13 protein-coding genes and 1 other annotated feature are annotated in these 14,572 nt (G+C 30.7%); of the genes, 5 read left to right on the top strand and 8 right to left on the bottom strand.

The window, feature by feature from the left end; all coding sequences use genetic code 11:
• Nucleotides 1-11 precede the first annotated feature (11 nt).
• The 3 genes from murC to ACSYT2_RS16645 all read left to right on the top strand — a co-directional run bounded on the left by murC (nt 12) and on the right by ACSYT2_RS16645 (nt 3,699).
• Nucleotides 12-1,385 carry a UDP-N-acetylmuramate--L-alanine ligase gene (gene murC / locus ACSYT2_RS16655; RefSeq protein WP_438385226.1) on the top strand — a complete coding sequence of 458 codons (1,374 nt, stop codon included), beginning with the start codon at nt 12-14 and terminating at the stop codon, nt 1,383-1,385.
• A gap of 223 nt (nt 1,386-1,608) precedes the next feature.
• On the top strand, nt 1,609-2,427 hold the full coding sequence (locus tag ACSYT2_RS16650; protein ID WP_430857847.1) for a purine-nucleoside phosphorylase: 819 nt from the start codon (nt 1,609-1,611) through the stop codon (nt 2,425-2,427).
• Between the two features lie 51 nt (nt 2,428-2,478).
• Nucleotides 2,479-3,699, top strand: a complete 1,221-nt coding sequence (locus tag ACSYT2_RS16645; protein ID WP_430857848.1) for a NupC/NupG family nucleoside CNT transporter — start codon at nt 2,479-2,481, stop codon at nt 3,697-3,699.
• A 40-nt stretch (nt 3,700-3,739) separates the two neighbouring features.
• On the opposite strand, the gene ACSYT2_RS16640 is transcribed toward ACSYT2_RS16645, so the two are convergent.
• The 5 genes from ACSYT2_RS16640 to ACSYT2_RS16620 all read right to left on the bottom strand — a co-directional run bounded on the left by ACSYT2_RS16640 (nt 3,740) and on the right by ACSYT2_RS16620 (nt 7,938).
• Nucleotides 3,740-5,101 (bottom strand): DUF4179 domain-containing protein, encoded by a 1,362-nt coding sequence (locus ACSYT2_RS16640; RefSeq protein ID WP_438385225.1) that lies wholly within the window; start codon nt 5,099-5,101, stop codon nt 3,740-3,742.
• A 2-nt stretch (nt 5,102-5,103) separates the two neighbouring features.
• Nucleotides 5,104-5,646 (bottom strand): sigma-70 family RNA polymerase sigma factor, encoded by a 543-nt coding sequence (locus ACSYT2_RS16635; RefSeq protein ID WP_438385224.1) that lies wholly within the window; start codon nt 5,644-5,646, stop codon nt 5,104-5,106.
• Nucleotides 5,647-6,004: 358 nt separating this feature from the next.
• Nucleotides 6,005-6,436: a hypothetical protein gene (locus tag ACSYT2_RS16630; RefSeq protein WP_430857851.1), complete on the bottom strand. Its 432-nt coding sequence runs from the start codon at nt 6,434-6,436 to the stop codon at nt 6,005-6,007.
• On the bottom strand, nt 6,426-6,638 hold the full coding sequence (locus tag ACSYT2_RS16625; RefSeq protein WP_430857852.1) for a helix-turn-helix transcriptional regulator: 213 nt from the start codon (nt 6,636-6,638) through the stop codon (nt 6,426-6,428). The genes ACSYT2_RS16630 and ACSYT2_RS16625 overlap by 11 nt, the downstream gene beginning before the upstream one ends.
• Before the next feature lie 220 nt (nt 6,639-6,858).
• Nucleotides 6,859-7,938 (bottom strand): M24 family metallopeptidase, encoded by a 1,080-nt coding sequence (locus ACSYT2_RS16620; RefSeq protein ID WP_430857853.1) that lies wholly within the window; start codon nt 7,936-7,938, stop codon nt 6,859-6,861.
• 112 nt (nt 7,939-8,050) lie between these two features.
• Here ACSYT2_RS16620 and ACSYT2_RS16615 point away from each other — a divergent pair, with 112 nt between their 5' ends.
• On the top strand, nt 8,051-8,749 hold the full coding sequence (locus tag ACSYT2_RS16615; RefSeq protein WP_438385223.1) for a metallophosphoesterase family protein: 699 nt from the start codon (nt 8,051-8,053) through the stop codon (nt 8,747-8,749).
• On the opposite strand, the gene ACSYT2_RS16610 is transcribed toward ACSYT2_RS16615, so the two are convergent.
• A complete protein-coding gene (locus ACSYT2_RS16610; RefSeq protein ID WP_430857855.1) occupies nt 8,717-9,883 on the bottom strand; it encodes a hypothetical protein in 1,167 nt (388 codons plus the stop codon). The genes ACSYT2_RS16615 and ACSYT2_RS16610 overlap by 33 nt on opposite strands.
• A 132-nt stretch (nt 9,884-10,015) precedes the next feature.
• Complete coding sequence (locus ACSYT2_RS16605) at nt 10,016-10,456, bottom strand: cytochrome b5 domain-containing protein (RefSeq protein WP_430857856.1); 441 nt, start codon at nt 10,454-10,456, stop codon at nt 10,016-10,018.
• 94 nt (nt 10,457-10,550) lie between these two features.
• Nucleotides 10,551-10,789 (top strand) — a binding site (T-box leader).
• Between the two features lie 58 nt (nt 10,790-10,847).
• Between ACSYT2_RS16605 and asnS the strand changes: the two genes are divergently transcribed.
• Entirely contained in the window at nt 10,848-12,242 is a 1,395-nt protein-coding gene (gene asnS / locus ACSYT2_RS16600; protein ID WP_430857857.1) for an asparagine--tRNA ligase, read from the top strand.
• Between the two features lie 81 nt (nt 12,243-12,323).
• On the opposite strand, the gene ACSYT2_RS16595 is transcribed toward asnS, so the two are convergent.
• Nucleotides 12,324-14,336: a SpaA isopeptide-forming pilin-related protein gene (locus ACSYT2_RS16595; RefSeq protein WP_438385222.1), complete on the bottom strand. Its 2,013-nt coding sequence runs from the start codon at nt 14,334-14,336 to the stop codon at nt 12,324-12,326.
• Between the last annotated feature and the right edge of the window lie 236 nt (nt 14,337-14,572).

The raw sequence follows: 14,572 nt of genomic DNA, 5'->3' as shown, positions 1-14,572 counted from the left end.
GGGTTGATATATTGTCATTCGATTTTTTAAACGACAAACATATGAAAATACACTTTATAGGTATTGGTGGAATAAGTATGAGTGGTCTAGCTGCAGTACTTTTAAACAATGGATATAAAGTTTCAGGTTCAGATTCAAAAGAATCCGATATCATAAAGAAACTTAGAAATAAAGGTGCAGAAATATACATAGGTCATGATAGTAAAAACATAGTTAATGTTGACTTAATAGTATACACCGCTGCAATACCTGATACAAATCCTGAAATTATTAAGGCTAAGGAAGAAAATATTCATCTAATGGATAGGGCAGAATTCTTAGGTTTAATTATGAAAGGTCACAAGTATAATGTGGCAGTTGCAGGTACTCACGGTAAGACAACTTGTACTTCTATGATATCTCACATAACTCTTGAGGGAAATTTAGATCCAACTATACTTGTTGGTGGTGAATTAGATCTAATAGGTGGAAACTATAGAATAGGTAAAAGCGACTATTTCATCACAGAAGCTTGTGAATATAAGTCTTCATTTTTAAAATTCTTCCCATATGTAGGAATAATCCTAAATATCGATGCTGATCACCTTGATTACTACAGAGATATTGACCATATAGCTGAAACTTTTGAAAAGTTCTCACATTTAATACCTGAAGATGGTTATTTAGTTGGTTATGGTGGCGATGAAAGGGTTAATGAAATCCTATCGAAAGCTAGTTGTAACACTATCACTTATGGATTTGATGATGAGGATTTAACTGCTAAAAATATTTCCTACAACAATAAAGGATGTGCAACATTTACTGTGTTCGAAAAAGGGACAGAGCTTTTCACATTAACTATAGCTAACCCTGGTAAGCACAACGTATTAAATGCACTTGCTACAATTGCTGTTGGATTAATATTTAGTATACCTAATGAAAGTATAATTTCTGGTTTATCTAAGTGTAAGGGTGCTCATAAGAGATTTGAATATAAGGGAGAAATAGATGGCATTACAGTAATAGATGATTATGCACATCATCCAGTTGAAATAAAAGCAACTTTAAATACAGCACAAAAATTCCCTCACAATAAAATTTATTGTGTATTCCAACCTCATACTTATACTAGAACAAAAACTTTATTTAATGAATTCACTGAAGCATTCAATGATACTGATGAACTACTTTTAATGGATATCTATGCTGCAAGAGAGTTAGATACAGGACTAGTATCCTCCGATGAGTTAGGTGATGCTATTAGATCTAAAGGCATTAATTGTACCAATGTGCATTCTCACACTGAAGCAACAGCATACTTAAAAGAACATGCAAAGACTGGAGATCTAATCCTAACTGTAGGAGCTGGAGATGTAGTTATTGTAGGTGAAAATCTTCTCAAATAAATGGTTATATAAGTGAGATTCTCGTTTTAAATGAGAATCTCCTTTATTTTTTACTTTGCAATAAAACGGATTTATAAGGGAATACTAATCTAATTAACATACTTAATGTTAATTTTTTTCATTGAAATTTAAGCTTATTTTTTATAAGCTATAATATAGTTATAAAGATATTTAGCTTATAAAAAAGCAATTTTATAGCAAACTATAAACAGGGGTGATTTATATGGACTTATTAACAAATATTAAAACTGCATCAGAATATATACTGAATAAATGTAGCTATAAACCTGAAATTGGTCTAATACTTGGTTCAGGTCTAGGCTCATTAGCAGACTTAATTGAAAACGCTAACTTCTTCCCTTATGAAGAAATACCAAACTTCCCTACATCAACTGTAGAAGGACATGAAGGTCGTTTAGTTATTGGTACTTTACAAGGTAAAACAGTTGTTGCTATGCAAGGAAGATTTCATTACTACGAAGGATACAACATGCATGAAGTAACCTTCCCTATTAGAGTAATGAAGCTTTTAGGTGTAGAGACCCTAATCGTTACTAATGCAGCTGGTGCTGTAAATACTTCTTTCAAACCTGGAGATTTAATGGTTATTGAAGATCATATCAATCTTTCTGGTGCTAATCCCTTAATAGGTAAAAATCTAGACACCTTTGGAACTAGATTCCCTGATATGTCTATTGCCTATAATAAGGACTTAAGGAACTTAGTAATGAATGTAGGAAAATCTCTTAGACTTGATTTAAAACAAGGTGTTTACGCAATGATGAGTGGTCCTACTTATGAAACTCCTGCTGAAATTAGAATGATTAGAACCATGGGTGGAGATGCTGTTGGAATGTCAACTGTACCTGAAGTTATCGTTGCAAATCATTCTGGTATGAAGGTTGTAGGTATATCATGCTTAACAAATATGGCTGCTGGTATATTAGAACAACCACTAAATCATGAAGAGGTAATAGAAACTTCAAATTTAGTGAAAAACAATTTCATAAATCTTATGAAGGAGCTTATAAAAGCAATTTAATTTAAGATTTACAAAGGATAAAATTTAATAACTAACAAAGGAGAAATTAAATTGAACAGATTTATTGGTATTTTAGGAATCATTGTTATCCTTGGAATAGCTTATTTACTATCTGATAACAAGAAAAAAATCAACTGGAGACTTGTTGCAACTGGTTTTGGTTTACAAATACTTTTCGCAGTATTAATTCTAAAGGTTCCTTTTGGAAGAAGCATATTTGAAGGTGTTAGTTCTTTTATCACTAGAATCCTTGATTTCACTGTTGAAGGTTCAACCTTCTTATTTGGAAGTCTTATGGATCAAGAGAGCTTCGGTATGATATTTGCTGTAAATGTTCTTCCTACTATCATATTCTTCTCATCATTAATGGGAATTTTATACTACTTAGGAATCATGCAAGCTATAGTTAAATTTATAGCTAAAGGAATTTGTAAATTACTTGGTACTTCTGGAGCAGAAACACTAAGTGCTGTTGGTAATATATTCTTAGGTCAAACAGAAGCTCCATTACTTGTTAGACCTTTTATAAAAGGTATGACTAGATCAGAGCTTAATGCTATCATGGTTGGTGGTATGGCAACTGTTGCAGGTGGTGTTATGGCTGGATACATCGCAATGGGTGTTAATGCTGGTCACTTACTAGCTGCTAGTATAATGGCTGCTCCTGCTGGACTTGTTTTAGCAAAGATTTTAGTTCCTGAAACAGAAGAACCAGAGACTAAAGACACTACTAATATTGAAGTAGAAAAAACAGCATCCAATGTTGTTGAGGCTGCTGCTAATGGTGCAAGTGATGGTTTAATGCTAGCTCTTAATGTTGGTGCTATGCTCTTAGCTTTCGTTGCCTTAATAGCTTTATTTAATTACCTAATAGGGCTAGTTGGTGGATTAGTTGGTTTCCCAGAGCTTAGTCTTAATTGGATATTAGGTAAGCTATTCTCACCTTTAGCCTTTGTTATGGGTGTACCTACATCTGATTTATCAGCTGCTGGTAGCTTACTTGGTCAAAAAGTAATGATTAATGAATTCGTTGCTTATTCAGATCTTTCAGCATTAATGAGCTCTGGCGCATTACAAGAAAAAACAATTCTTATAATGACTTATGCTTTATGCGGATTTGCTAACATTAGTTCAATAGCTATCCAAATAGGTGGTATAGGTGCTATGGCTCCTGAAAAGAAGGGAACTATTGCGAAACTTGGTTTCAGAGCCCTTATTGGTGGTGCATTAGCTACTTGCTTAACTGCTACAATTGCAGGGATCTTATTCTAATAAAAAGAAGGTAAGCGATAAAAAATCACTTACCTTCTTTTTATTTTAAGTTTATCGTTAATGTATCGTCCTCATTAATATTTAACGTCTTTTCAATACTTTGATAAAATAATTCATAAATTCCGTCTTCCAACATTCCTTCCACTACATAAACTCCTTCCCCATTTTCCAATACCTCTCTCTCTTTATACCTATACTTTTCATACTCTCTTTCATTTAGATATAAATTTGAAGTATATTGATATTTTGTTTCATAGTATATCCTTGTCTCATTATCGCCTCTCACTACATTGGTTACTTTTAATTCATCTGAATCAGTTGCTATAAACTCTTCATTCATTAGCCTTAATTCTATCTTTTCTTCCCTTAGATCTTTTAATTTCCCCTTGAATCCCTCTTTTAGCTCATAAGGTATTATTTTTATACTTTTGACATCACTATAATTATTATCATATTCTTTTTCAAATCCTCCTTTAATAGCTCTACCTAATATACTACCGCTACTCAAAGTTCCTGACCCCATACTACTTAAACTATACTCCCTGCCCTTATCATCTATTAAAATATAATCTGGCGACTCATCTCCTATACTTGCTTCATTTAGAATATTAAACTTGCCATCCATATAGATGCTTAAAGGTGTAACTATAATATTATCTATTCTTCCCCCTCCAATATTCTTATCTATTTTATATTCTTTTATCTGATCCTTCATTTTTGAACTTGATATCGGAATATTAAATATCCATTCACACTCATTTCCATTGATAGTTTGCTTTAGCTGAATACCAAAATTGAATGTATCTAGTACATCTAATTTCCTTATTCCAAATAACCTTCCAAAAAAGTTCTCTTCTCCTTTAAAATCATAGGTTACTACAGCTGCCATAGAATAATCATCGACTATTGTTCCCGATCCACTCCCACTCAAAAAAGCTTCTTTCTCATTTACTTTAATTGCTGCTTCAAGTAAATATGGTGCATTTATAAAATTATTAAATTCTTCTTTTATTCTGTTATCACTTTCAATCTTATATGCTAATCGTAACTTATATCCATCAAATACAGCACTTGTTATTGTAATTTTTACCCTATTACTCTCCTTACTAATATTTAAATCTGATGCATATTCTTGATATCCTCTCGATAAACCAACTCTTTCATAAATAACATCTTTTACTGGTATTCCAGTAGCTACTGCTGTGACTGTAGCCCCAATCCCTCCAATTCCTATGAAGGCAATAATTAATCCAACAACTACCTTTAGATACTTTGTTTTTTTCTTTTTAGGCTTCAAATTACTTAAAGTATTATCAATACTCATATTTATTTCTTCAGGAACTTTATTATATTCATTAATCAACCTTTCTTTTATAATCTCATCAAATCTATCTTCATTCATAACTACTTACCTCCCTCTTCATTTAGCAATTCATATAATTTACTTCTAGCCCTAAATAATCTTGTTCTTATAGTGCTATCATTAAGCTTTAATATTTGTGCTATTTCTTTTTTAGGTATATCTTCAAAGTAATATAGTGCAATAACTTCTCTTAGTTCTTCTTCTAAACTATTAATTGCTCTAGTTAAATCGATATTTTCGTATTTATCTTCATATCTGCCCTCATCAAATTTCTCCTGGATATAAACTAGCTTCTTATCCTTTCTAATTATTCCATTGCATTCATTAATAAGAATTCTTATAATCCAAGTTTTAAAATACTGAGGTTCTTTTAACCTATAAATACTTTCATATCCTTTTACTATAGCGCTTTGAATAGCTTCATCTACTCTATCATCATCAAATAGAATTCCTTTAGCAACTCTATATAATGAAAGTCTATTCTCATTAATTAGTTTTACAAAAGCTTCTTTATCTCCTTTTACCGCTAACTCTTCTATAGATAGTTCTTTTTTGAATTTAATTTTCTTTATAGAAAACTGCACTACATCTCCCCCTTGTTGTAAAGTACTTAGCTACGTAACTACTCATTAGATGAATAACTGAACATAAATGTTCTCATATTCTAAAAAAACTTTTATTGCTTCCTTCTAAAAGTCTCTCACCCTGCATTATTTCAGCATATTTTTATATTCTTTCTTCTTATCCTCTTAAGAAGATATATTCTTTTTCTTTTTATGCTAAAAAAAAGATATATCAAAATAAATATGATTTACTCTGATACATCCCCTCTTCAAGCTACCTTTGGTAATAAACTTTTTACATTCTATAAAATAACTACATACTCCTACTACAAGTATATAAGAAGAGTAAAAAAACTTAGAGAGTATGATATTCTCTCTATTAAAGTTCCTTATTATATTTGTTTATAAGTAATATCCATAAAATATATTTCAGTAAGAATACACCTAAAATAAGTAATACTAACCATGTTGGATATCCCATCATAATGCAAATATAAGCAATTAGTAGAACAAGCCAGTTAGATATATCACCCGCTTTAGCATTGGCTTTATCTCTTATAAGTTCATTTCTTTCGTCTTTATATTCTATTTCTATTTGTTTAGATTTACCTGGAACTTTTTCAATACGTCTAATTTTATGCAAGCCTCCTAAACCTGCACCTACTAGTCCAAATCCTAAGGCAGAAATCAAATTTGACATTCTTGACATAACCTCTCCTGATTTTATGAAAAATGCTAGTGATAATCCAACTACTGCTAATATAATTCCAGCTATTATAAAACTAATTAAAGTTTTTTTCTTATTTAACATTTTCATCATCCCCCTCATATATAAATATTTCTTCAATTGACATATTAAAATATCGTGCAATTTTAAAAGCAAGAATAATCGAAGGATTATATCTTCCTTTTTCTAAAGAACTAATGGTCTGTCTAGATACCTCTAATATCATAGCCAATTCTTCTTGTGTTACTTGCTTTTGCTTCCTAATTTCCTCCAGCCTATTGTTCATACTACAATGCACTCCTTATTAATGTAATGTAAAGTATACTTTCCATGCCTTAATCATAACATATTGAAATCAAATGTCAAGTATACTTTCCATTCAACATATTATATATTATAAATTTATATTTATCACACAAAAATTTAACAGGGCCAATATTTAAAATTTTCATTATAAAAAATTAGCTGATGATTTAAATCATCAGCTAATTTATTTCTTTTATTACTTATTTAATTACGGTTACCTCTTTGCTAACAGAGTTCAACACTTCACATCCATCAGCTGTTACCATAACGAGATCCTCTATTCTAACACCAATCTTACCTGGTAAATATATTCCTGGCTCAATAGAGAATATCATTCCTTCTTCAATCACATCATCATTAACTGAACTAACATCACCGAAGTCATGATCTTCTATTCCTATACTATGACCTGTTCTATGAGTAAAGTATTCTCCATATCCTTGTTCCTCAATATAATCTCTTGCCGCTTTATCTATATCAGAAAATTTTACTCCTGGCTTAACCTTAGCAATAGCATTTAAATTCGCATTCTTAACTATTTCATATACTCTTCTATCTTCTTCACTTGGCTCTTCTCCAAAGAATACAGTTCTAGTCATATCTGAGCAATACGAATTATAAACACCACCAATATCAATTACAACACTTTGGCCTTTATTTAACTTAGTGTTATCTGTACCATGATGAGGGTCAGCTCCGTTTGGACTAAAAGCAACTATAGGTGAGAATGAAAATTCATATACACCCTCTTCTTCATATAATTCCTTTACACGATCTGCATAATACTTTTCAGTTTTACCTTCTTCTAATTCACTAATAAGTCTTTCTATTACCCTATCATTCTTCTGTGATGAAATTCTCATTAGCTCACGTTCTTCATCATCTTTTATCATTCTTAATCTATCAATAATTGGTGAGGCATTCACAAAAGCTTTAGCCGCATTTATATCCATTAAGGATATTAAAAAATGTGCTGGCCAAGTTTTATCTATACCTAGCTTTTCATCTTTATTTATATATCCACTTAATATCTCAACAGGTTTATCAGTATCCTCATACCATACTAAGTCCACACCTAAATCCTCTGTTATAGGAAATAATTTATTTACTATAAGCTTATGTTCTCCATTACTCTTAAGTAACAATGTTATCATTCTTTCTCCAGGATGAAACCACTTACCAGTCAAGTAAAAAATTGCTGGTGGTGCTGACACTAAGATTTGCTCCAAATTTTGATTTTTCATTTCTTCTATTACTCTATTTACTCTATTAGTTTTCATATGTTTGCCTCCTAAAACTTCTTACTTTATTCTTATATTACCTCAGAGATAAAATAATATCTATGTCTTTATGCTATAATTATTTTTATGAAGTGTATAGGAGGAAATAGAGATGAAAATAGCGATAATATCAGATATACATGGTAATATTTATTCACTAATGAGAGTTCTAGATGATATAGAAGATCAAAAGGTTGATTTTACTATTTGTCTAGGTGATTTAGTAGGTTATGGTCCCCATCCTAATGAGGTGGTAGCTATGATTCGCAGAAAAAACATTCCTTGTTTAAAAGGAAATTATGATGCATCAGTAGTTGATGAAAGTTACACATACATAAGAGAGACTTCAATTAATTCCTTTTCATTACCTTGGACAGTTAAGGAATTAAGAGCCGCAAATAAGTATTATTTAGAAAATCTACCAACATCAATGACTTTAGATTTTAATGGTAAGAAAATTAAATTTGTTCATGGTAGTACTAATGCAATTAATGAGTATCTATTAGAAAATGGTGAAAATACTGCTAAAGTTATGAGTGAATTAAAGGAAGATATTCTCGTTTGTGCTCATACTCATTTACCATCTGTTAAAGAGTTTGGTGGCAAACTATTTGTTAATGATGGAAGTGTTGGTAAGCCTAAAATAGGTAATCCTAATGCAACTTATTGCATTTTAGATATTGATAAGAATGGTAATGTTAATTCTTCTATAAGAGAAGTTCCTTATGAATATAAGCGAATTGTTAAGGATATGCAAATGTTGAATTTCCCTTCGTCCTTAATACGAAGTTTTGAAACAGGGGTAGAATAATAAAAAACACATTCCCACCTTTTCTTGTGAGAATGTGTTTTTCAACTTTAAATAGCTTTTATATTCATAGGGTGAATCATATTCCCTAAATCTTTTTGTATCCTCTTCATATCCATAATTATAATAACTTGCTTCATAAAATCTTTGAATTTCATCACTTGCATTATATAACATATCCCCATTAGTATAGGAATATAGTCTATAACTCACCTGAACAATAGTTTGTCCATCAATTCCTTTATAAATAAAACAATATTCCTCCCAAGTTATAATAGCTATTGCTGTACCACCTTCATTCATATAATATTCATCATCATAAAATCCTACATCTCTTTTTATTATTTTAGCTGCATTTTCAACAGATAAATATGTAGTATATATAAATGCTTTCTCATCATTACTATATGACTTCTTATCTGAAAGGCTAGCAAAATCCTGATCTTTACTAGTCAATATATATGATCCGATATCTCCATTATACTTTAATGAATTATTTACTATAAAATTTCTTATGCCACCAACTATAAATATTGTCACTAAAATTATTGCCCAAGTTTTTTTAGATAATCTTATTGGAAAAGAAACACTTGCTCCCCCACTACCTAAAGGAATATTTACGATTCCCTCTATCTTTTCAGCATCTTCTCTTTCATATTCTTCAAATATCTCCATACTTTCTTGCTCTTCAAGGTATTCTTGTTCGGAATTATCTTCCTCTATCTCAATAAACTCCTTATTTATAACCTCAGCTTTTATAGTTTCAAGCTTCCAATTAGATATTTCACTATAGATAATCCTATCTCCTAATGAATCTTTAATTACCTTATATTTTATAACCTCTCCTGTATTAAACTTATCTTTACTACTACAAAATATAACTTCGGCAGCTTCAAAGCCCTGATTATCTTCTGCTAAATTTTCTATATTATAATCTCCTGCCGAAGAAAAATAACAACTATTAAAGCTATCTACTATAATCCAACGTTCTGAGTCGGTACCAATGATAACTAATTTATACTTACTCCATCTATAATCATTAGAGGCATCCCTAAAAACTGATTTTTCATATACAATATACTCTTCACTTAATATTCTTACCTTATCACCAACAGAAAAGAACAAACTAGATTGCATTACTTCACTTCCTTATCCACTATATTCCATCTATATTTTAAATGTATATTCACCCAATGTAAATAATTACCTGATATAATTTAAAAGAGCTATATCCAATTTAGAATATAGCTCCTAACTTTAATGTATTCCCTACTCTCCTAGTATCCCAACAACCGGTAACTTCTTTAATACTCCAGTACTTTTCGCATGGCATTCATAGAAAGTCTTTGTCATCTCTTCACCTGAATTAGCTCCAAAATGACTTCCATTCTTCCAATATGGATTATTTGTAACATCATAAACCTTTCCTTCAACCACAACATAAGCTGGTCTTCCTTCTTTTCCATCATACTTTTCTAATTCTTCTAGTGTATACTCCTTCATTGCTCTATATCCTGCATCCTCAATGTCTAAAGCTATACTAGGGTTCTTAATGTACTCAAAATCCTCTAAGATAAGTTCTAAATCCTCCATTGTATCTTTTATTTCTTCTACTATGTCTTCCTTACTTTCTTCACTTCTGGATACAAGCTTTGCTTTTAATTCATTAAGCTTTTCAAATTTCTTATTTAATATTTTTTCCTTTGACATAAAATCCTCCAAAGTCCATAATCTATATATAATCTATGTAAGATGAGTTGCATTTGTTAGTAAAGTATTGTAAAATCAAAATAATATAATATCTAAATTAACTATGACGAGAAGAGTAGTCTTAAGAAGTAGTCTTAGCGAATAAGGGATGGTGAGAGCCTTATACGACGCTTAATGATGAAGAACATCTCTGAGTTTCTAACCAAACGTTTTAACTAGTAGGCTTAGACGGATCCAAACCGTTACAGTTGGAAGACATTATAATGTGTCTATTGAGTGGCTATTATTATAGCAATTTAGGTGGTACCGCGAATTTAAATCTTCGTCCTGATATATAGGATGTAAGGTTTTTTTTATTTCAGTAAATAATTTTTTATAGGAGGAATATACAATGAACAAATCTGTATTAGTAAAATCAATCTACAGAAACACTAGTGAATATTTATCAAAAGAAGTTACCATCTCAGGATGGATTAGAACTTTAAGAGCATCAAATGCTTTTGGTTTTATTGAAGTAAATGATGGTTCTTTCTTTAAAAATATTCAAGTAGTTTTTGATAACAAGCTAGAAAACTTTAAGGATATATCAAAACTTCCAATAAGCTCATCTATCACAGTAATAGGTACACTTGTTGAAACTCCAGAAGCTAAGCAACCTTTTGAAATTCAAGCTAAAGAAGTAGTAATTGAAGGTATGTCTGACTCAGACTACCCATTACAAAAGAAGAGACACACATTTGAGTATTTAAGAACAATTGCTCACTTAAGACCTAGAAGTAATGCTTTCTCAGCAGTATTTAGAGTACGTTCAGTTGCAGCTTATGCAATTCATAAGTTCTTCCAAGAACAAAATTTTGTATACACTCATACTCCAATATTAACTGGAAGTGACTGTGAAGGTGCTGGAGAAATGTTTAGAGTTACTACTCTTGACCTACACAACACTCCTCAAACAGAAGAAGGCGCAATTGACTACAATGAAGATTTCTTTGGTAAAGAAACTAACCTTACAGTTTCAGGCCAATTAAATGCTGAAACTTTTGCTTTAGCATTTAGAAATGTTTATACTTTCGGACCTACATTTAGAGCTGAAAATTCAAACACTGCGAGACATGCTGCTGAATTCTGGATGGTAGAACCTGAAATTTCATTTGCTGACTTAGCTGATGATATGGAATTAGCTGAAAAAATGCTTAAGTATGTAATGCAATATGTTATTGATGAATGTCCTGAAGAAATGGCATTCTTTAATCAATTCGTAGATAAGGGATTATTAGATAGATTACACCATGTTATTAACTCAGACTTTGGTAAGGTTACTTACACAGAAGCTGTAGAAATCTTAAAGAACTGTGGAAAGACATTTGAATATCCAGTTGAATGGGGTATCGATCTTCAAACAGAACATGAAAGATATTTAACAGAAGAACATTTCAAGAAGCCAGTATTTGTTACTGACTATCCAAAGGATATCAAGGCATTCTATATGAGAATGAACGATGATAACAAGACTGTTGCAGCTATGGACTGCTTAGTTCCTGGAATTGGAGAAATAATTGGTGGTAGCCAAAGAGAAGAAAGACTTGATGTCTTAAAATCAAGAATGGCTGAATTAGACCTTAATGAAGAAGATTACTGGTGGTACCTAGAACTTAGAAAGTACGGAGAAACTAAGCATGCTGGTTTCGGTCTAGGTTTTGAAAGATTAATCATGTACGTAACCGGAATGGGTAATATTAGAGATGTAATACCATTCCCAAGAACTACAGGACAATCTGACTTCTAACCTTAATATATCTATAAACTTAAAAAAAGTTAGAATTACTTAAAGTAATTCTAACTTTTTTATATAAACTTATAATCCTATCTATTTAGTTTTTGCCCAATTTTTATATCTAATTGTAATTAAAATTATTAATAGTGTAGCCAAAATAAAACTTACTATATATATAATTAGATTATTATTATCACTTGTCTTAGGTTTATTAGATATATTATCAACACTATTATTTTTCTCTTTTTTATTTGTCTTCTCTAAGTTTATTTCCTCATTATTATCAATATCAAAGTCTATAGGACTTGAATCCAATACATATCCGTCCAGAGCCTTTATTTCTATTAATTTATACTCACCAGGAACTAGATTTTCTATCTCTATAATTCCATTTTCATCAGTGAATAATTGTTCTCTTACTATATTATCATTTAAATCCACTAACTTAAATTCTACTCCTGATAACGGCTGTCTTACTTCTTCATCTACCTTTATCAGCTTAACTAAGTTCTTTATAGAAACGATATCCCTTTTTTTGTTTTTCATAGTTAATTTTATTTCTTTTGTTACATTAGGATTTATAGTAAACTCTAATGGGGTTGAATCTAACTCATATCCATCTGGTGCTTTTGTTTCTATTAATTGATAATCTCCAGATACTAAGTCTTTAATCTTCAATATTCCACTTTTATCAGTAACTAATCTTTCCTGTAATAATTCACCACCTGAACTTAACAATTTAAATTCTGCGCCTTGTAAGCCTTCACCTGTTTCGCTATCTACCTTCTTCAACTTCACTGACCCTTTTTTAATGATCTCTTCCTTCTTTTTATTTTCCATAGTTAATTTTATTTCTTTTGTCACATCAGGATTTATAGTAAACCTTAATGGAGTTGAATCTAACTCATATCCATCTGGTGCTTTTGTTTCTATTACTTGATAATCTCCAGGTAATAAGTCTTTAATCTCTAATATTCCATCTTCATCAGTAACTAACCCTTCCTCTAATAATTCACCATTTGAACTTAACAATCTAAATTCTGCGCCTTGTAAACTCTCACCTGTTTCATTATCCACTTTTTGTAAAATACAATTTCCAGTATCCTCTTCTGGTATATTATGATAAAAATTATGTAGTTCAAATCCGCTCTTTTGATTTAAATTTTTTAAGATTGCCTGCCCATTTACATTGCCACTATTTCCATCCAAAGTAGCTTCTGGTGCAATTACACTTCCCACTACTGCATATCCACCATCTATAGTTATATGCTTTGCATTTGGAAAGTACCATACTACCTTTGGGGCTAATTCCTTTAATAAGTCACTATGTGGTAATATTGCAACTTGATTTCCATTATAAAATATTGAGCCATTGTCAAAATTAATTTCCTCTGATTTTGACTTAATTATTACAGTAGAATATTTGCTTAAATCGTTAAAGAACAATGTACCAATAGATGATAAATCTTCTTCATCTGACACAAGTACTTTCTTGTTTGTTGTTGCTTCTTCAAGTTCTATCACTGGTCCACTTTCATCTGATATAATATTTTTTCCGTTTTTTCCTGGCATAAAGCTCTCTAAATTATTCTCTAAGTTTTGTGTCTCTAATCTAAATTTATCAAACTGTTTATCTAATATATTTTCTTCTAAAGATATAATATCCGTTCCTTCACTAGCTAAATTTAATACCTCTCTTGCTTCCTGTTCATTTTTATCATTAACAACTGCCTTTCCATCATCCCTAATAATCCCTTTAGCTTTATCCCCAATTATCTTACCCTCTATTAGAAGTGCTACTTTAAAATCATCCCTTATTGGATCACCTACTTGCACATTATCATAATATTCAAAATTAGCTCCATAAGAAAAACCTGCAACACTTATATCTGAATTTCTTTCGACAGCCAATGCTCCTTCTGTATCGGCACCTGTAGCCGTATGATTTCCAAAAATAACACCATTATAATTAGCTATAGTACCTAAATTTATCTGCTCTTTCTCTTCAATCGCTCCTACACCACTTACAACATTGAATGGCATTAATAAACTTATTATGCTAATAATTAATAATAGAATAGCCTGTTTCTTAATTGTTTTTTTCATATTATCTCCTCCTTATATATTTACTATGTCATTAATAATACACAGCTCTTTATAACTTTAAATTATAAGTTTATAACTTAAAGTTATAATATATTGAAAAAAAATACATTTTTTCAATATATATATTTCTATATTTATAAATATTACTACTTTATAATTTCACATACAAGTCAATTCTATATTTTTATAAAATCACTATATTTTTCAACCTTTTCCTTCAAGATTGTATTTAGTAA

The organism is Clostridium zhoujianii (assembly GCF_051590805.1).
Classification (GTDB): domain Bacteria; phylum Bacillota; class Clostridia; order Clostridiales; family Clostridiaceae; genus Clostridium.
Note: the sequence above shows the minus strand (reverse complement) of the source record. Positions and strands in the feature narration are given on the sequence as shown.

Bases quoted from the DNA above. Each gene is read 5' to 3' on its own strand.
- ACSYT2_RS16650 (WP_430857847.1), top strand. From the start codon at position 1,609: ATGGACTTATTAACAAATATTAAAACTGCATCAGAATATATACTGAAT.
- ACSYT2_RS16640 (WP_438385225.1), bottom strand. From the start codon at position 5,101: ATGAATGAAGATAGATTTGATGAGATTATAAAAGAAAGGTTGATTAAT.
- ACSYT2_RS16630 (WP_430857851.1), bottom strand. From the start codon at position 6,436: ATGTTAAATAAGAAAAAAACTTTAATTAGTTTTATAATAGCTGGAATT.
- ACSYT2_RS16625 (WP_430857852.1), bottom strand. From the start codon at position 6,638: ATGAACAATAGGCTGGAGGAAATTAGGAAGCAAAAGCAAGTAACACAA.
- ACSYT2_RS16620 (WP_430857853.1), bottom strand. From the start codon at position 7,938: ATGAAAACTAATAGAGTAAATAGAGTAATAGAAGAAATGAAAAATCAA.
- ACSYT2_RS16615 (WP_438385223.1), top strand. From the start codon at position 8,051: ATGAAAATAGCGATAATATCAGATATACATGGTAATATTTATTCACTA.
- ACSYT2_RS16610 (WP_430857855.1), bottom strand. From the start codon at position 9,883: ATGCAATCTAGTTTGTTCTTTTCTGTTGGTGATAAGGTAAGAATATTA.
- ACSYT2_RS16605 (WP_430857856.1), bottom strand. From the start codon at position 10,456: ATGTCAAAGGAAAAAATATTAAATAAGAAATTTGAAAAGCTTAATGAA.
- asnS (WP_430857857.1), top strand. From the start codon at position 10,848: ATGAACAAATCTGTATTAGTAAAATCAATCTACAGAAACACTAGTGAA.
- ACSYT2_RS16595 (WP_438385222.1), bottom strand. From the start codon at position 14,336: ATGAAAAAAACAATTAAGAAACAGGCTATTCTATTATTAATTATTAGC.